Origin of the sequence: Bizionia myxarmorum (assembly GCF_008086205.1) — a bacterium.
GTDB classification, from domain to species: Bacteria; Bacteroidota; Bacteroidia; order Flavobacteriales; family Flavobacteriaceae; genus Algorimicrobium; species Algorimicrobium myxarmorum.
In genome coordinates this window covers 46,062-63,357 of record NZ_VSKK01000003.1, presented here as the reverse complement: position 1 = coordinate 63,357, position 17,296 = coordinate 46,062, and the positions used below count along the sequence as shown (strand labels likewise).

17 protein-coding genes are annotated in these 17,296 nt (G+C 33.9%); 10 read left to right on the top strand and 7 right to left on the bottom strand.

The window, feature by feature from the left end; translation table 11 throughout:
* Window positions 1–503: 503 nt before the first annotated feature.
* Entirely contained in the window at window positions 504–1,598 is a 1,095-nt protein-coding gene (gene ychF, locus ES674_RS11495; protein ID WP_148404190.1) for a redox-regulated ATPase YchF, read from the bottom strand.
* A gap of 281 nt (window positions 1,599–1,879) precedes the next feature.
* Window positions 1,880–2,233: a 4Fe-4S dicluster domain-containing protein gene (locus ES674_RS11490; RefSeq protein WP_148404189.1), complete on the bottom strand. Its 354-nt coding sequence runs from the start codon at window positions 2,231–2,233 to the stop codon at window positions 1,880–1,882.
* A gap of 158 nt (window positions 2,234–2,391) precedes the next feature.
* On the opposite strand from ES674_RS11490, the gene ES674_RS11485 reads away from it, so the two are divergent.
* The 8 genes from ES674_RS11485 (at window position 2,392) to ES674_RS11450 (ending at window position 10,064) form a co-directional block, all read left to right on the top strand.
* Complete coding sequence (locus ES674_RS11485; RefSeq protein WP_148404188.1) at window positions 2,392–3,453, top strand: acyl-CoA reductase; 1,062 nt, start codon at window positions 2,392–2,394, stop codon at window positions 3,451–3,453.
* A 131-nt stretch (window positions 3,454–3,584) separates the two neighbouring features.
* Complete coding sequence (gene serC, locus ES674_RS11480) at window positions 3,585–4,646, top strand: 3-phosphoserine/phosphohydroxythreonine transaminase (RefSeq protein WP_148404187.1); 1,062 nt, start codon at window positions 3,585–3,587, stop codon at window positions 4,644–4,646.
* A 95-nt stretch (window positions 4,647–4,741) separates the two neighbouring features.
* Window positions 4,742–5,704, top strand: a complete 963-nt coding sequence (locus ES674_RS11475) for a D-2-hydroxyacid dehydrogenase (protein ID WP_148404186.1) — start codon at window positions 4,742–4,744, stop codon at window positions 5,702–5,704.
* Window positions 5,705–5,750: 46 nt separating this feature from the next.
* The gene (locus ES674_RS11470) at window positions 5,751–6,389 is read left to right on the top strand and encodes a DUF937 domain-containing protein (RefSeq protein ID WP_148404185.1); all 639 of its coding nucleotides are present in this window, start codon (window positions 5,751–5,753) and stop codon (window positions 6,387–6,389) included.
* A gap of 118 nt (window positions 6,390–6,507) precedes the next feature.
* A complete protein-coding gene (locus ES674_RS11465) occupies window positions 6,508–6,936 on the top strand; it encodes a DUF6146 family protein (protein ID WP_148404184.1) in 429 nt (142 codons plus the stop codon).
* A gap of 26 nt (window positions 6,937–6,962) precedes the next feature.
* Window positions 6,963–7,457, top strand: coding sequence for a DUF6787 family protein (locus ES674_RS11460; RefSeq protein WP_148404183.1), 495 nt, complete (start codon window positions 6,963–6,965; stop codon window positions 7,455–7,457).
* A complete protein-coding gene (locus ES674_RS11455) occupies window positions 7,457–7,789 on the top strand; it encodes a hypothetical protein (RefSeq protein WP_246126031.1) in 333 nt (110 codons plus the stop codon). The genes ES674_RS11460 and ES674_RS11455 overlap by 1 nt, the downstream gene beginning before the upstream one ends.
* Window positions 7,790–7,838: 49 nt before the next feature.
* Entirely contained in the window at window positions 7,839–10,064 is a 2,226-nt protein-coding gene (locus tag ES674_RS11450) for a TonB-dependent receptor (RefSeq protein ID WP_148404182.1), read from the top strand.
* A 40-nt stretch (window positions 10,065–10,104) separates the two neighbouring features.
* Here the strand turns inward: ES674_RS11450 and ES674_RS11445 are convergent, their stop codons facing one another.
* Window positions 10,105–10,392: a hypothetical protein gene (locus tag ES674_RS11445; protein WP_148404181.1), complete on the bottom strand. Its 288-nt coding sequence runs from the start codon at window positions 10,390–10,392 to the stop codon at window positions 10,105–10,107.
* A 279-nt stretch (window positions 10,393–10,671) separates the two neighbouring features.
* Here ES674_RS11445 and ES674_RS11440 point away from each other — a divergent pair, with 279 nt between their 5' ends.
* Together ES674_RS11440 and ES674_RS11435 are read left to right on the top strand one after the other, a co-directional pair.
* Window positions 10,672–13,107: a DUF5916 domain-containing protein gene (locus ES674_RS11440; protein ID WP_148404180.1), complete on the top strand. Its 2,436-nt coding sequence runs from the start codon at window positions 10,672–10,674 to the stop codon at window positions 13,105–13,107.
* A gap of 48 nt (window positions 13,108–13,155) precedes the next feature.
* Complete coding sequence (locus ES674_RS11435) at window positions 13,156–13,824, top strand: ABC transporter ATP-binding protein (protein WP_148404179.1); 669 nt, start codon at window positions 13,156–13,158, stop codon at window positions 13,822–13,824.
* Window positions 13,825–14,152: 328 nt separating this feature from the next.
* Here ES674_RS11435 and ES674_RS15715 read toward each other — a convergent pair whose 3' ends face one another.
* The 4 genes from ES674_RS15715 to aroC all read right to left on the bottom strand — a co-directional run bounded on the left by ES674_RS15715 (window position 14,153) and on the right by aroC (window position 17,222).
* The gene (locus tag ES674_RS15715; RefSeq protein WP_148404178.1) at window positions 14,153–14,395 is read right to left on the bottom strand and encodes an ATP-grasp domain-containing protein; all 243 of its coding nucleotides are present in this window, start codon (window positions 14,393–14,395) and stop codon (window positions 14,153–14,155) included.
* 103 nt (window positions 14,396–14,498) lie between these two features.
* A complete protein-coding gene (locus ES674_RS15775; protein WP_394348515.1) occupies window positions 14,499–14,606 on the bottom strand; it encodes a hypothetical protein in 108 nt (35 codons plus the stop codon).
* Window positions 14,607–14,809: 203 nt separating this feature from the next.
* The gene (locus tag ES674_RS11420; protein WP_148404177.1) at window positions 14,810–16,129 is read right to left on the bottom strand and encodes a dicarboxylate/amino acid:cation symporter; all 1,320 of its coding nucleotides are present in this window, start codon (window positions 16,127–16,129) and stop codon (window positions 14,810–14,812) included.
* A gap of 31 nt (window positions 16,130–16,160) precedes the next feature.
* Window positions 16,161–17,222 (bottom strand): chorismate synthase, encoded by a 1,062-nt coding sequence (gene aroC / locus ES674_RS11415; protein WP_148404176.1) that lies wholly within the window; start codon window positions 17,220–17,222, stop codon window positions 16,161–16,163.
* Window positions 17,223–17,296 lie beyond the last annotated feature (74 nt).

Here is a 17,296-nt window from a genome sequence, read left to right as displayed (position 1 = left end):
ATACGAACTAAAAACTATAAAAATTGGCGTTAAAAGAAATATTCTAAAACCTCCAACATATTATAGGTAAAAGAAATTTTCATTTCATTAACGCGCAAAATGACTTTAGATAAAATAGAAATTATTCTAATCTATTCATAAAGCTAGCATTTAAAAATTTATAATGAGCACTTTAATCTTGAGACTTTCCTGCGAGAAATGCAAAATATAGCAATGGAGCAATAATGATAACTCCGGAGATAATTAAGGCGGTTATGAATACAATTTTAAATACATACACCAGTACTACAAATGCCGCAATTGCAATTAATATAAAAATTAGAAGTTTTTTACCCATGATTATTTTCGAGTTTTAAAGTTAAATGTAATTCTTTTTTTCGAAGGATTAATCCCATTTTCAAACTTAATCTGGAAAGAAACTTGGAACTAATAGCTAATAATTGAAAATCAGGAGTTTATTTCACATCATTCAAAATAAAATCACTTTGCAATTCAATAATAAATTAGACGTTGAATAAGAAATGCATGACATCGCCATCTTTCACGACATAATTCTTCCCTTCTACCCGCATCTTTCCTGCTTCTTTTACTTTAGCTTCACTACCAAATTGAACAAAATCATTGTAAGCAATAACTTCGGCACGAATAAAGCCTTTTTCAAAATCAGTATGAATAACACCTGCAGCTTGCGGCGCTGTTGCACCTGCATCAACTGTCCAAGCACGAACTTCCTTAACACCGGCTGTAAAATAGGTTTGTTGGTTTAATAACTTATAGGCTGAACGAATCAATTTTGCAGCACCTGGCTCATCTAAACCAATATCTGCCAAAAACATTTGACGTTCTTCATAATCATCCAATTCATTGATGTCTGCTTCTGTTCCAACTGCTAAAACCAATACTTCGGCATTTTCGTCTTTAACCGCTTCACGAACTAAATCTACATAAGCATTTCCAGTAGTTGCTGAACCCTCGTCCACATTACAAACATACATAACTGGTTTGTCTGTAATAAATTGACTTGGTTTTACAAAATCGATGTCTTCATCTTCCGTAAAATCCAAAGCACGAACCGATATTCCAGATTCTAAACCTGCTTTTATTTTTAATAAAACGGCTTCTTCTTTTTGGGCTTCTTTATTACCTGTTTTAGCCGCACGCTTTACTTTCTCTAATTTTTTATCAACTGTTTCTAAATCCTTAAACTGCAACTCCATATCAATGGTTTCTTTGTCGCGAATAGGATTTATATTGCCATCAACGTGAATAATATTTTCATCATCAAAGCAACGGATTACATGTAAAATAGCATCTGTTTCACGAATATTAGCAAGAAACTGGTTACCAAGACCTTCTCCTTTACTCGCACCTTTAACCAATCCAGCAATATCAACAATCTCAACAGTCGCTGGTTGTACACGCACAGGTTTTACTAATTCTTCCAATTTCTCCAATCTTGGATCTGGAACGTTTACAATACCAATATTAGGCTCTATAGTACAAAATGGAAAGTTTGCACTTTGCGCCTTGGCATTTGATAAACAATTGAATAAAGTTGATTTTCCTACGTTTGGTAATCCTACGATGCCTGCTTTCATATCTCACATTCCTGCGAAAGCAGGAATCTATTTTTAAAATGTTGTACTTATTTTTTTTGCCTTCAGTTTTCTTTTAGCAGCCGCAAAGGTAAGTAATTACTTGTTTAGTTTTATTAGGGATTTTAAAATATGTTTAATGGAATTTCTCATATAATAGTTAACCATCTGAAGCCTTATAAACCTGATGTTTTTGGAATTTTAAACAAAAAACCCCAAGCTTTCACTTGAGGTCTTATAATATAAGGACTAGCCCAATATTAATTTTTCACATAAACTTCAATTTACGCATCAGGATGCATAAAACGTTGTTTTCCTAGTAATTCTTCTTCAGTTTCTACATGTGCATCATCAGGTACACAACAGTCTACAGGGCAAACTGCCGCGCATTGCGGTTCATCATGGAAACCTTGACATTCGGTACATTTATCTGGAACAATGTAATAAATTTCATCACTTATAGGTTCCTGCGCTTCTTCCGCATCCACTTCTTTACCGTTTGGTAAAACAACTTTTCCTTTTAAACTGGTACCATCTTTGTAGCGCCAATCATCAGCCCCTTCATATATAGCATTGTTAGGACATTCTGGTTCGCAGGCACCACAATTAATACATTCGTCTGTTATTATAATTGCCATTGTTTTATATATTTTTTAATCTTCCGATTTTATTTTTAATAAAGGTTTTCTAAAAATTCATAAAATTTATGAGAATTAAAACCTTTTGTTGCTCGTTTGCTTTACGTAAATTTGCAATTGCAAAAATAAAGCCAAAACCTTTCATAACCAAATCATACATGGATTTACAACAAAGAATTAACGCGTTTGTTGAATTAGGGAAATTTCTCAAGCAATTTTCAGTAGAACCTTTTGAAAAAAATAGCGCTGTTTTGCATAACGACTTGTTTTTTGATGGCTTTAAACATCAACTAAAATTAGCCCACGAACACAATGCTTGGTTTACCAAAGAGAATCTTATTTACTCAATAGATGGATGGTCTAAATCATTGACAGAAAGAAACATTAACCAATGGATAGAAAACTATAGCTTTAAGGAAATAAAACCAAATAAGGTGGCAATTATTATGGCGGGAAATATTCCATTAGTTGGTTTTCATGACTTTTTATCGGTGTTAATTTCTGGTCATGATGTGGTAGTAAAACAGTCAAGCAATGATAAACAATTACTCCCTTTTTTAGGGAAATATTTGGAAACCGTCGAACCTGAATTCAAAGGTAAAATAACATTTACAACTGGTAAACTGGAAAAATTTGATGCCGTTATTGCTACAGGAAGCGATAATACAGCGCGATATTTTGAATACTATTTCAGATATAAACCGTCTATAATACGAAAAAACAGAAATTCTTTAGCCGTGCTTTCTGGTAATGAAACGGAAGCGGAGTTAGAAGGCCTTTCTGAAGATATTTTCAGATATTATGGTTTAGGCTGCCGAAATGTTTCCAAGCTATTAGTGCCAAAAGACTATGATTTTGAACAATTTTTTAAAGCTATGTACAAATGGCATCCCATAATTCATCAAAATAAATACGCTAATAATTACGATTATAATAAAGCTGTTTATTTAATGAGTGAATTTGCCATGTTAGAAAATGGTTTCTTAATGATCAAGGAAGATAGCAGCTACGCCTCGCCTATTGCCACTATGTTCTATGAATATTATGAAGATGCAGCTGCTTTAAAAGAAAAATTGGCGGCCGATTCAGACAAAATACAATGTGTGGTTTCCAGCGGTTTATTTGATACGGAAATTCCTTTCGGACAAACTCAAAATCCCCAACTTTGGGATTATGCAGATAACGTCGATACATTGGCTTTTTTGTTAAAAATTAGTTGATAAGTTATTGAATAATTAACATCTGTTTTAAGAGAATTTAGCACCTTTGTAAGAATCATATATTAAAAATAATTTCCATATTTCTCCAGATATTCTTGAGGAAACTATAGTAAACATCAAACCATTATTTCATGAAAAGACATAATTTCAGTGCAGGACCTTGCATTTTACCTAAAGAAGTGTTGCTTAAAGCATCCGAAGCTATATTAGATTTTGATAACGGCTTATCGCTAATCGAAATTTCGCACAGAAGTAAATCCTTTGTGGATGTTATGGAAAAAGGACGTGCATTAGCTTTGGAATTATTAGGTTTAGAAGGCAAAGGGTATAAAGCTTTATTTCTTCAAGGTGGCGCTAGCACACAATTTATGATGGTGGCATTAAATTTACTTGAAAAGCGCGCTGGTTATTTAAATACAGGAACTTGGAGTGATAAAGCGATAAAAGAAGCCCGTATTTATGATGATATTTATGAAGTAGCGTCTTCTAAAGATGCCAATTTCAACTTTATTCCAAAAAGCTACGATATTCCTTCAGATTACGATTATTTCCATTGCACATCTAATAATACCATTTATGGAACGCAAATGAATTCGTTTCCTGATTGCGATATTCCAATGGTTTGTGATATGAGTAGTGATATTTTTTCACGTAAATTAGATTTTACCAAATTTGATTTAATTTATGCAGGTGCACAAAAAAATATTGGTCCAGCAGGAACGACTCTAGTGGTTGTTAGGGAGGATATTTTAGGTAAGGTATCTCGTAAAATTCCTTCTATCATGGATTATAAAGTTCAAATAAGCAGCGGCAGTATGTTTAATACGCCACCAGTTTTTGCGGTTTACACATCCATGTTAAACTTGGAATGGCTTAAAAATTTAGGCGGTATTGCCGCTATTGAAAAAGAAAACAACAAAAAAGCACAGTTAATCTATAGTGAAATTGATTTAAACCCCTTGTTTAAAGGATATGCTATGAAAGACGATCGCTCTAAAATGAACGCTACTTTTAATTTAACGAACGATAATTTAAAAGAAACTTTTGAAACCATGCTGAAAGAAGAAGGCATCAATGGTTTAAGCGGCCATAGAAGTGTTGGTGGGTATCGTGCTTCTATGTATAACGCGTTACCTTTAGATAGTGTTGGTGTTTTAGTTGATATTATGAGCGATTTAGAGCGTAAGGCTTAAATTTAAGGTATTCGTTCAGTCATTAGTAGAAAAAATAATCAAATTTTATAAATAAAACATTCCTGTTTTTATGGGAATGAAAAACGAGTTTTTTGATGAAAGTATTAGCAAACGATGGCATTTCAAAAAGTGGAATAAATGCTTTGGAACAAGCGGGATTTGAAGTTTTAACAACAACTGTAGCACAAGAACAATTAGCTAACTACATCAACAAGCATCAAATTGATGTGTTATTGGTTAGAAGCGCTACAACGGTTCGTCAAGATTTAATTGATAGCTGCCCTTCTCTAAAAATTATTGGTCGTGGTGGCGTTGGTATGGATAATATTGATGTGGAATATGCGCGTGAAAAGAATATTCATGTTATAAATACACCTTCTGCGTCCGCTCCTTCGGTTGCTGAACTTGTTTTTGCACATCTTTTTGGAGGTGTTCGGTTTTTATATGATTCCAACCGAAATATGCCTTTGGATGGCGATTCACAATTTAAATCTTTAAAGAAAAACTATGCAAATGGTGTAGAACTTCGTGGAAAAACGATTGGAATTATAGGTTTTGGCCGAATTGGTCGTGAAGTTGCTAAAATTGCACTTGGTGTTGGAATGCGCGTCATTGCTAGCGACAAGTATGTTGGCAAAGCCACTATTAAAGTTGAGTTTTATAACGGTCAGTTTATTAACGTTGAAATTCTTACCGAACCAACTGATGAAATTTTAAAGAAAGCCGATTTTATCACTTTGCACGTGCCTATGCAAAACGAGTACGTTATTACTGAAACCGAATTCAATTTAATGAAGGATGGTGTTGGTATTATAAATGCCGCGCGTGGTGGTGTTATTGATGAAGTTGCTTTAGTAAAAGCTTTGGAGTCTGGAAAAGTATCTTTTGCTGGTTTAGACACGTTCGAAGAGGAACCAACGCCAGCAATTCAAGTATTAATGAATGGCAGAATGTCTTTAACGCCACATATAGGCGCCGCAACCAACGAAGCACAAGACCGAATTGGAACAGAACTTGCCGCACAAATTATCAGCATATTGAAAACAGAAAAGTTATAAAATTTTTAGTATCTTGAACGGTACAAATTTTTAAAAACATATAATTATGGCAGGTATTTTAGACTTATTAAATAGTGATATGGGCAAAACCATTATTAGTGGTGTTGCTGACCAATCCAAACAATCTGAAAGCAAAACGCAAGATGTATTAACCATGGCACTGCCTGTACTTATGCAAGCCATGAAAAGAAATGCGGCGTCTTCTCAAGGCGCAGAAGGCTTAATGGGCGCTTTAAATAGCAGCAAACATGATGGTAGTATTTTAGATAATTTAGGGGAACTTTTCTCTGGTGGTGTTGATACGTCGGTTACTAACGAAGGCGATAAGATTCTTAACCATGTTTTAGGTAATAAGAAATCGAATGTAGAAAAAGCAATCGGTTTAAAAACAGGTATGGATGCCAATTCTGTTGCACAAATATTAAAAGTTGCAGCTCCTATACTTATGGGTCTTCTTGGAAAACAGAGTCGAGAAAAAAATGTAAATAGCTCTTCTGGAGTTGAAGATTTATTAGGTGGTCTTTTAGGCGGAAATTCAAAAAACAATGAACAAAGCTTTTTAGAATCTATTTTAGATGCTGATGGCGACGGAAGTATCATGGATGATGTAGCCAATATGGTTTTAAATAGTGGTAAAAAGAAAGGCGGACTTGGCGGTATGTTGGGCGGACTTTTTGGGAAATAAATTATATAAAATAGTATAATGATCAAAGTCAGACTTCACCGTCTGACTTTTTTATTAAATAGCATCAATTTGTAATAAAAATGCTCGATAATTTCGTATTTTTAATAAAATTCATATTATGAAAACGCTATATAGCTTACTCCTATTAACCTTCTTTTTGGTTAGTTGTAGTACTTCAAAAAAAATTATTTCTAAAACTGAAAGCAAATCCGAAAAGTCTCAAGACACTATTAAAATTGCCAATTATGATTTAGAATATGAAATCATCATTATTGAAACCGGCTTTGATTTTTGGATGGCAAGTCGCGCTAAACCAAAATCTTTTTATACCAAATCCTTTCTAGAGGGGAAAAACAGGATCTATGTAACCGAATGGAACAGTCGGGTTTTATCATCTTCTTATAATTCAAATCTTTATGAAACAAGTATAAATTATCAGCCAGACATAGATTATGGTTTTGATGTTAATTATTTACTCTATCATTATTTCGTGTTTTTCCAAGAAAAGTATAATCAGCAATTATCTTCGCATAATCCTAGATTTTAAAGTATCTTTGCACCCAAATTTGCGGCATGAAAAAATTCAAAGAATCTTGGGAAATTCAACATAACTGGCAGCTTCTTTTTCCGGCTTTAGGACTTATTGGACTCTTATATTCTTGTTTTAAATTAGCTGGTCTTTTCCCTTTTTCAGAAAATATAAATTTTCTTCTACTTTATATAAGCATTTTATTTGTTATACTTTTAAAAATAATTTTGTGGTTATTTAAAAAGCTTGAAACCCGATGGATAGTTACCTATAGATGGGAAATTATCCGAATTTTCATTGTATTCGCTATTACGGGTAGTTCCTCTCTGTTAATTGGTAGACCGATTATAAAATATATTGGAATTACTAAAGAAAACTTAAACCCACTACTCTATTGGTTATTATTCATTATTATTGGTCTCATATTTTATCAAATTCTTTTAGTAACGTATGGATGGTTATTTGGACAATTCAAATTTTTCTGGGAGTTTGAAAAGAAAATGCTCCGACGATTCGGATTAAAACGTTTTTTAGATTAATGCAAAAAATTAAGCAACACATTATTTTTAAAGGATTTTCGATACTTTTAGTATTGGCTGTTCTGCTTCCTGCTGCTGTAAAAATGGGTCATGTTTTTGAAAACCATGTGCATGAAGTTTGCCTTAATAAATCTACAGCACACTTCCATACGCTTGATTTGGAATGTGAATTCTATAAATTTAAATTATCCAATCATTTCTTTCCTATTCCTGATAACTTTGATGTTTTAGAAACATTAGAAAATCATGCTATCAGCACGTCTCAATACGTGTTTTTAAGTGCATTTCAACAGCTGCCTTTTTCCCTTCGCGGTCCCCCAGAGAATAGTTAGTATTCGTTTTATTTAAAAAAAAACTTTATAACTATTTATACTTTAAAACATGAAAACAATTTTAAATCTGTTGTTTTTGTCCGTGGTTTCAATTGCCTTTGGTCAAAACAGTATTAAGGGTGTCGTAACAGATGCCGATATGGGTGATGGTTTACCTTATGTTAACATCTATTTTCCACAATTAGAAAAAGGAACAACTACCGACGAGAACGGTCAATTTTCAATTAACAACTTACCTTCAGGAACCTATACACTCGTTTATTCTTTTGTTGGTTACGAAACCAAATCCTTCAACCTCGTTATTCCAACTGCCAAAAAGATTGAACTTACCTTGAAAAGTTCCGCTATTGAGATGGAAGCCGTCATTATTTCCACGCCATTCCACAAACTTCAAAGTGAGAATGTTATGAAGGTGGAAAGGCAAACTATTAAAGAATTAAAAGCTTCGGGAGCCGTTACACTAGGCGAAGGCCTATCCAATATTGCTGGTGTGGAAGGTGTAAGCACCGGATTAGGAATTACCAAACCGGTTATTCGTGGTTTAAGCTCTAATCGCGTTTTAGTTTATACGCAAGGCGTCCGATTAGAAAATCAGCAATTTGGTGATGAGCATGGTCTAGGCTTAAGCGATGCTGGCGTGGAAAGTGTTGAAGTTATAAAAGGTCCGGCATCCTTGCTTTATGGTAGCGATGCGCTTGGAGGCGTATTGTATATTAATCCGGAAAGATTTGCTAGAGATAATGCTGAAAACGCCGATTTTGGAGGAACCTATTTTTCAAATACACAAGGTTACAACACGGGTGCTGGTTATAAAGCCTCTGGTGAGGCTTTTAAAGTATTATTCAGAGGAAGTGTTACAGAGCATTCAGATTATAAAACAGCCGATTACCGCGTAACTAATACACGATTTAAAGAGCAAGACTTTAAAGCCGGGGTTGGTTATCAAAACACGAATTTTAAAACGGATTTCCGCTATAATGTCAACCATTCTAAATTGGGTATTCCAGAAGAAATAGGCGAACAATCTACCAATAGAATGCCGTTGTTACCATATCAAGAATTAAATAATCATATTTTTAGCTCACGTTCTACGGTGTTTTTTAATAATTCCAAATTAGAATTTAATTTAGGTTATATATACAACGACCGAAAAGAATTTGAAGATGAGCACGATCATGACCACGAAGGTCACGACGAAGATGATCACTTAGAGGAAGACCATGGCGAAATGCATCCCGCACTCCACATGAAACTAAAAACGGCTAATTATGATGTAAAATATCATTTACCTGTTATGGGTAAATTTGAGACTATTGTTGGTGTTCAAGGTATGAATCAAGTAAACACTAATTACGGGGAAGAGGAATTAGTTCCAGATGCCGTAACTAATGATTTTGGGTTTCTAGCCATGTCACATATTCATTTTAATAAAGTGGACTTCCAAATTGGCGCACGATATGACAACCGCTGGATTCAAATAGATAATAACTTGAATAAAAGTTTTAACAGCTTTAACGGCGCATTTGGTTTAAAAACAGATTTAGCGCAAAATATCACTGCTCGATTAAATTTAGCTTCTGGTTTTAGAGCACCTAATTTAGCAGAATTAACGTCAGACGGCGTGCATCATGGAACTAATAGATATGAAGTTGGAAATATTAATTTAAATAATGAACAGAATTTCCAAACGGATTTAGCTTTAGAGTTTAAAAATGAACATATTGAATTTTTTGTGAATGGTTTCTATAATCACATTAACGATTATATCTTTTTATCGCCAGATGGCACTTTTTTAATGGATCAACCGGTTTATAACTATATTCAAGATGATGCCGCACTTTATGGTGGCGAAATAGGACTGCATTTTCATCCACATCCTTTAGATTGGTTGCACTATGAAAGTAGTTTTGAAACGGTAACAGGGAAATTGGATTCTAATAATTATCTACCGTTAATTCCAGCTAATAGTTTTAGTAACAGCATTCGTGTGGAATTTGATATTAAGGAAGTGACAAATTCTTATGCCTTTGTTAAACTACAGTCCGTTTTTAAACAAGGAAATATAAGTGCTTTTGAAACTAAAACAGATGGTTATAACTTATTAAGTGCTGGTTTCGGAGGAAATGTAAAATTGTTTAAAAATGATTTAGCCATAACAGTTTCCGGAACTAATTTAACAGACAAAACATATATAAATCACCTATCACGCTTAAAACAAGATGGCATTTATAATATGGGACGAAATTTTAGTTTAGGTCTCACGTATTCATTATAAATTGAAACTAAAAAAGAGTGATTTTTATATCACTCTTTTTTTATCTCACTAAATCTAGTTTCTTGCTTTCTCTTGACATATAAAAAGTATAAAACCACATGATTGAAAACGATGGAATTATATCTACAAATGGCAGGGCTTCTTCTACAAAACTAAAAATAGCGGCTATTTTCCCTTTTCTACCCGCATACATTTTGCTCATTAAATAAGCAGACAATGGTGCCCAAATAAAATCAAACGGAGGAAAAACAAAGGAAACATAACCCATGGCATCGAAAAAGATACCTAATGCCAGTTTTTTTGATTTACTTAATCTATTTAAAGTCATATGACATTTTATTATTTATAAATAATAGTTACAAATTTTATTCCAAAAATTTCAAAGTGCGATCTGTCAGATAGCTAGAAAACGAATTTATAGCGCTATTTGTTATATAAATGGATTTCTAATTCATTCTAAACTTAATTCATCCATACCTTGTCCGAGGTTTTAACGTTTATTTAAGAATAATTTTATCATTAGGATTTTAGATTTGTATTTAAATTGTAACAAAGTCGTCTTTTCAGAGTCTGTTAGAATATAATAAACCATCAATTAAAAAATCACATGAAAAACGGGCTATTCCTTTTTATATTTTCCCTTTGTTATATTTCTGCTTTTACTCAAGAGAAAAAATCCTTAAATATTGCGAGAACTAGCACTGCTCCAAAAATAGATGGCATTTTAGATGATGTTGCTTGGAAACAAGCCCAAGAAGCTAAAGATTTTATACAATTTAGCCCTCAAATGGGAATTAAAGAAACGCCTGAAACCCGAACGGTTGTTAAAATAACCTATGATGATGATGCTATATATGTTGGAGCATATTTATATGATAATCCTAAAAACATCATGCGTCAATTAACGAGTCGCGATAATTTTGGTGAATCTGATTTTTTCGGCTTTATTTTAAACCCCAATAACGATGGACAAAATGACACTGAATTTTTCGTGTTTAGTTCAGGAACGCAAGCTGATGCCATTAATTCGCCAGGAATTGGTGAAGATTTTGGTTGGAATGCCGTTTGGGATAGTGCTGTAAAAATTGTAGATGATGGCTGGATTGTTGAAATGAAAATACCTTATCGCAACTTGCGTTTTTCTAATCAGGAAACACCAACTTGGGGAATGCAAATTCATAGACATATTCATCGAGATCGTTCGCAATACACTTGGAATCCTATTGATGTTACTAAAGGTAATGCCGGTATTTACAATGGAGAATTGAAAGGATTGGAAAACTTAAATCCGCCAACGCGTTTAACTTTTTATCCATTTATTTCAGGTATAGTTAATTCCTATGACGGTGAAACCGAAACACAATTTAACGCCGGAATGGATTTGAAATATGGTATCACCGAAAATTTCACTTTGGATGCGACACTTATTCCCGATTTCAGCCAGGCAGGATTTGATCAGGTTGAACTGAATTTAGGACCCTTTGAACAAACTTTCTCAGAGCAACGTCAATTTTTTACTGAAGGCGTAGATCTTTTCACAAAAGGTAATTTGTTTTTCTCCCGTCGTGTTGGAAGTGGACCCACCGGAGCTGTTTCTTTAAATGCGGACGAGGAAGTTCAAGATTTTCCCGAAAATGTAAAGGTTATCAATGCTATTAAAGTTTCTGGAAGAACCAAAAAAGGTTTGGGCGTAGGCGTTTTTAATGCCGTAACGGGTAAAACAAACGCTAAAATTAGAAATACGAATACCAATTCCACTCGAAATGAATTCGTGGAACCATTGGCTAATTATAATATTTTTGTAATAGATCAGCAATTCAATCAAAACTCGTCTGTAAGTTTAATTAATACAAACGTAACCCGAAATGGCCATTTTCGAGATGCCAATGTTACCGGACTTCTGGCCAATTTAACAACCAAGAAAAATACCTATAACTTGGTTACAGAATTGAAAATGAGCCATCTTAACTTACAAACTGAAGACGAAACAGGTTACAGTTATAAAGTAGAATTCGCTAAAGTTTTTGGAAACTGGCAATATTGGTTTGGCCATGAATATGCTGATGACGTTTATAATATTAATGATTTAGGACTTCAGTTTAGAAATAATTTTAGCAATTTCGGTGTAGAAGGTTCTTATAGAACATTTGAACCTACAGGAATTTTCAACAATTATAATTTTAATGCTTTTATTGATTATAGTAGATTGGCAAATCCTAATACCTATACAGGAAATCAAATAGCCGTTTCATTTTCTGGCCAGTTGAAAAAGCTTGATGGTTTTGGAGGGAATGTTAATTTTGAAGCAGGAAAACAATATGATTATTTTGAACCGCGCGAAGAAGGCCGCTATTTCATTTATGAAAATGTACTAAATGGTGGTATTTGGTTTTCTTCTAATTATAATAAGAAATTTGCTATTGATATTAATTTAAGTGGAACAACAACTTTTGAAAAGGACAGAGAAACCAATGCAATTGGCTTAAGCATCAGTCCTCGAATTCGATTAAGCGAAAAAGTCATGATTATTTATTCATTTGATTATGAAAAAACAAATGGTGATCGCGGCTATGCTGATAATACGCCAAACGCTATTATATTCGGTAATCGCGATAGAAAAACAATGATAAACAGTGTTACGGGTTCTTATAATTTTAATCCATTTCATTCCTTAAACCTAACATTTAGAAATTATTGGAGTACCGTTTTGTATGATGATAACATCTATTTACTTCAAGATAATGGGCGATTACAGGAAACCAATGTTACGTTTAGCGATGCGGGTTTAGATGATCCTAATATTAATTTTAGTACTTGGAATTTAGATTTAAGCTACTCTTGGCAATTTGCACCTGGAAGTTTTTTAACGGCTTTATATAGAAATCAACTTTTTAATTACGACACAGAAGCCGAACTAAATTTCACCAATAACTTCGACCGTTTATTAACGCAGCCCATTCAAAACTCCTTTTCATTGAAAATTCAATACTTTATTGACTATAATAATATTAAGAAAGTATTCCGTAAGAAAACATATTCATAATTGAAAAACGCTGTATAAAGTATTACATTGCCATTACATTTTACAAACATGATTTTAGCAAAAAACCTTCATAAATATTACGATGATTTACACGTATTAAAAGGTGTAAATTTAAAAATTCAAGCAGGCGAAATTGTTTCCATTGTTGGTGCTTCAGGCGCAGGAAAAACAACGCTTCTGCAAATTTTAGGAACGCTAGACAAGCCTTCTAAAAAAGAACCGTTTACTTTTACGATTAACGATACTGATATTAGTAAATTATCAGATAAAGCTTTGGCTAAATTCCGAAATGAAGAAATTGGATTTATATTTCAATTTCATCAGTTATTACCTGAATTTTCAGCCATTGAAAATGTTTGTATTCCAGCATTCATCAAAAAAACACCTAAAGCGGTTGCGGAAAAGCGAGCGACCGAATTATTAGACTTTTTAGGTTTAAAAAATCGCTATCATCATAAACCCAATGAACTTTCGGGTGGTGAACAGCAGCGTGTGGCTGTAGCTCGGGCTTTAATTAACAATCCGAAAATACTTTTTGCAGATGAACCTTCAGGAAACTTGGATAGTGAATCAGCAGAAAATCTGCATAATTTATTCTTTAAACTGCGTGATGAATTTGGGCAAACTTTTGTAATTGTTACACATAATGAAGAATTAGCGAATATGGCCGACCGTAAATTAACGATGGTTGATGGACGAATTGTTAGTGGTGAATAGTTTTAATTTATTAAACATATTCTGGATTCTACAACACTTATAAACACCCACTTTCCCATTCTTATTAAGCTTTTCTTATTTTAGATAATCTAATTGAACTGTGCATTTGACTCACTAAAAACGCTACTATATGTAATAGTGCTATACTATTTTCAAAAAAAGAAATATCTTAAATTTTATAAAAAAAACCTTAAAGACGTTGGTTAATATGACCCTAATTTCTGTTAATTAGGAACGAATCAAATTCTTTAATACGTGATAGTCTACACAAATTAAAGTGTTGGGATTTTTTCCAATAGACCCAAACGACTTTAAGGTTTTTTAATTATTACAACCTTGCCAAACGGCTATTATACAAGTAATTTGAATACATACTCTTATAATATACTTTTCTTTCTATAGATTCAATTACTGGCGTAGCGAAATCGATACTACACATTTGAATCATAACATTTAAGCCTCCAGGACTGAATACGTTAATTTCCATAAGCTTCTCGCCAACAATATCAATTCCATCTAAAAACATACCATCTTGTACTAATTTAGGACGCACAATATCCGTTAACTTCATAATCTGATCCGTAATTTTAGCTTTTCTGGTCGGACGCCGGCATGAATATTACTTCTAATTTCACCTGATGCATTCACCCGCTTCATAATGGCATAATCATCACCTACTCTAACCCTTCGCCATTCATAGTAAATAAGCATGTATCGCATCCCGTGGCTTCTGTAACATATTCTTGTGCAATTACGAAACCGTCTCTGCAAATAGCATCAATAGTTTGAGATAAGTTATTTTCATTTTTCTTATCAATTAAAAATACGTTCGTACCACCAGAATATTAAATTGGAAATCAAAAACAGTCACAAAAAAAATCGCACCTAGTTAAATTAAGTGCGATTTATATATGTAATGCATTTTAAAATTTCGCTTGAAAGTGTATGTGTTGATTATCTACTTTATATAACATTTTAAATATGTTTACTGATTTTGCTTATGTTTTTTTACGTAATCATCATCCCAATTTTTAACTTTAGGTTCACCTAGCTTACCAACAGATTTTGCCACAATCATAGAAACGGCTGCATCTCCTGTGATATTTACCGTGGTTCTGCACATATCTAACGGTCTATCTACAGCGAAAATTAAAGCCAATCCAGCTTCAGGAATTCCCGCTTGAGCTAAAACAATAACTAACATAACCATTCCCGCGCCAGGAACAGCTGCACTTCCAATAGAAGCTAATGTTGCCGTTGCAATAATACCTAATTGTACACCAAAACTTAAATCCATTCCAAAAGCTTGCGCAATAAAAACAGCAGCTACAGCCTGATACAAACTAGTACCATCCATATTTATGGTGGCACCAATTGGTAAAACAAAACTTGTAACTTCTTCATCTACGCCTAAATGTTCTTCAACGCGTTCCATAGTTACAGGCAATGTAGCAGCACTACTACTTGTTGAAAAGCCTAATAACTGCGCTGGTGCAATACCATTAAAAAAGAATTTAGGTGTTTTTTTAGTCACGGCATAGACCAATAATGCATATACTAGCATCATGATGGCCAACCCTAATACGACGCAGAACGCATACCATCCTAACGCTTTAAATAAATCTGCACTCGGTGCTTCTACGACTAAAGCTGCTAATAAAGCAAATACACCGTAAGGTGCAGCCAACATAATAAGATCTATTAGTTTCAGAATCACTTCATTAAAACTATCAAAAAACTCTTTTACAGGAGCAGACTTTTTTTCAGGAATTAAAATAAGTCCTATTCCAAAAAGAATAGCAAAGAAAATTACTTGAAGCATATTGCCATTATCACTAGCAGCTTGAAAAATATTACTTGGAACTAAATCTTCTAAAGCCTGCAACGGTCCCGCATTCTTTTGTTTTTCGGCATCCGCAATTTTCCCGTCGGCATCACCTTTATAGCTCTCTACAAGCTCATTACGCGTTTCTTCTGAAATAGATTTTCCTGGTTTAATTACATTCACCACTGTTAAACCAATAGAAACGGCAACTAAAGTGGTTAAAATATAAAGACCTATTGTACGACCTCCCATTTGTGATAGTTTGGAAATATCTTTTAAATCTGAAACACCTTTAATTAACGATCCTAAAATTAATGGCACCGCAATAAGTTTCAGCATATTAATGAAAATAGTTCCGAACGGTTTTACCCAATCCGTTACTATTTGACTTCCAGATTCAAAATTGGCCATAATTAAAGCAAAGCCAACACCGAGAAGCATTCCTAAAATAATTTGCCAATGTAATGCGAGTTTTTTCATACGTTATTTTATATAATCGTTATATAATATTCTATTTATAAACTTTATTTATTAGGAAATAATCTGCTAAGACTAATGCCGCCATAGCCTCCACAATCGGCACTGCTCTAGGAACAACACAAGGATCATGACGACCTTTACCTTGCATTTCTACTAATTCGCCTGCTGCATTTAAGGCTTCTTGCTTTTGAATAATGGTGGCAACCGGTTTAAAGGCTACTCGGAAATAGATATCCATGCCATTGCTAATTCCGCCTTGGATACCTCCAGAAAGATTACTTTTTGTACTGCCATCTACATTAAACAAGTCATTATGTTCGGTACCTGTCATTTTTGAACCACAAAAACCGCTGCCATATTCAAAACCTTTAACCGCATTTATAGATAACATGGCTTTACCTAATTCGGCGTGAAGCTTATCGAAAACAGGTTCGCCTAGGCCCACGGGAACATTTTGAATAACACATGTTACGGTGCCGCCAATCGTGTTACCTTCTTTTTTAATGACTTTAATACGATTAATCATGCGCTCAGCAGTCTCCGAATCCGGACAACGAATAACATTCTCTTCAATTTTAGAAAAATCTAAATCTTGATAAGGTTTTTCCAAGAAAATATCACCTACTGAAGATGTATATGCATGGATTTTAATAGTTTTTAAAAATTGTTTAGCCAAAGCGCCAGCCACGACGCGCGATGCTGTTTCACGTGCTGAACTTCTGCCTCCTCCACGAAAATCGCGAATAACATACTTTTTTTCATAGGTATAGTCGGCGTGACTTGGTCTGTAAACATCTCTAATATGGGCGTAATCTTTGGATTTCTGATTGGCGTTATGAATGGTAAAACCTATGGGCGTTCCGGTTGTTTTTCCTTCAAAAATACCTGAAAGGAATTCAACTGTATCGGGTTCTTTTCTTTGGGTAACAATTTCAGATTGTCCCGGTTTCCGACGGTTTAATTCACTTTGAATGGCTTCAAAATCGACTTCTAAACCCGGAGGACAACCATCTATAATGCCGCCTATCGCGGTGCCATGCGATTCGCCAAACGTTGATAATTTAAATAAATTTCCGAAGGAATTTCCTGCCATAAACCAATTTTATTGCTAATGTAAATGTATTATCACAGAAACAAAAATGGAATTTAAATTACCTTTCATAAATA

What these genes read in the sequence shown, in the direction of transcription:
- ychF (WP_148404190.1), bottom strand. Translation starts at nt 1,598, where the DNA reads ATGAAAGCAGGCATCGTAGGATTACCAAACGTAGGAAAATCAACTTTA.
- ES674_RS11490 (WP_148404189.1), bottom strand. Translation starts at nt 2,233, where the DNA reads ATGGCAATTATAATAACAGACGAATGTATTAATTGTGGTGCCTGCGAA.
- ES674_RS11485 (WP_148404188.1), top strand. Translation starts at nt 2,392, where the DNA reads ATGGATTTACAACAAAGAATTAACGCGTTTGTTGAATTAGGGAAATTT.
- serC (WP_148404187.1), top strand. Translation starts at nt 3,585, where the DNA reads ATGAAAAGACATAATTTCAGTGCAGGACCTTGCATTTTACCTAAAGAA.
- ES674_RS11475 (WP_148404186.1), top strand. Translation starts at nt 4,742, where the DNA reads ATGAAAGTATTAGCAAACGATGGCATTTCAAAAAGTGGAATAAATGCT.
- ES674_RS11470 (WP_148404185.1), top strand. Translation starts at nt 5,751, where the DNA reads ATGGCAGGTATTTTAGACTTATTAAATAGTGATATGGGCAAAACCATT.
- ES674_RS11465 (WP_148404184.1), top strand. Translation starts at nt 6,508, where the DNA reads ATGAAAACGCTATATAGCTTACTCCTATTAACCTTCTTTTTGGTTAGT.
- ES674_RS11460 (WP_148404183.1), top strand. Translation starts at nt 6,963, where the DNA reads ATGAAAAAATTCAAAGAATCTTGGGAAATTCAACATAACTGGCAGCTT.
- ES674_RS11455 (WP_246126031.1), top strand. Translation starts at nt 7,457, where the DNA reads ATGCAAAAAATTAAGCAACACATTATTTTTAAAGGATTTTCGATACTT.
- ES674_RS11450 (WP_148404182.1), top strand. Translation starts at nt 7,839, where the DNA reads ATGAAAACAATTTTAAATCTGTTGTTTTTGTCCGTGGTTTCAATTGCC.
- ES674_RS11445 (WP_148404181.1), bottom strand. Translation starts at nt 10,392, where the DNA reads ATGACTTTAAATAGATTAAGTAAATCAAAAAAACTGGCATTAGGTATC.
- ES674_RS11440 (WP_148404180.1), top strand. Translation starts at nt 10,672, where the DNA reads ATGAAAAACGGGCTATTCCTTTTTATATTTTCCCTTTGTTATATTTCT.
- ES674_RS11435 (WP_148404179.1), top strand. Translation starts at nt 13,156, where the DNA reads ATGATTTTAGCAAAAAACCTTCATAAATATTACGATGATTTACACGTA.
- ES674_RS15715 (WP_148404178.1), bottom strand. Translation starts at nt 14,395, where the DNA reads ATGAAGTTAACGGATATTGTGCGTCCTAAATTAGTACAAGATGGTATG.
- ES674_RS11420 (WP_148404177.1), bottom strand. Translation starts at nt 16,129, where the DNA reads ATGAAAAAACTCGCATTACATTGGCAAATTATTTTAGGAATGCTTCTC.
- aroC (WP_148404176.1), bottom strand. Translation starts at nt 17,222, where the DNA reads ATGGCAGGAAATTCCTTCGGAAATTTATTTAAATTATCAACGTTTGGC.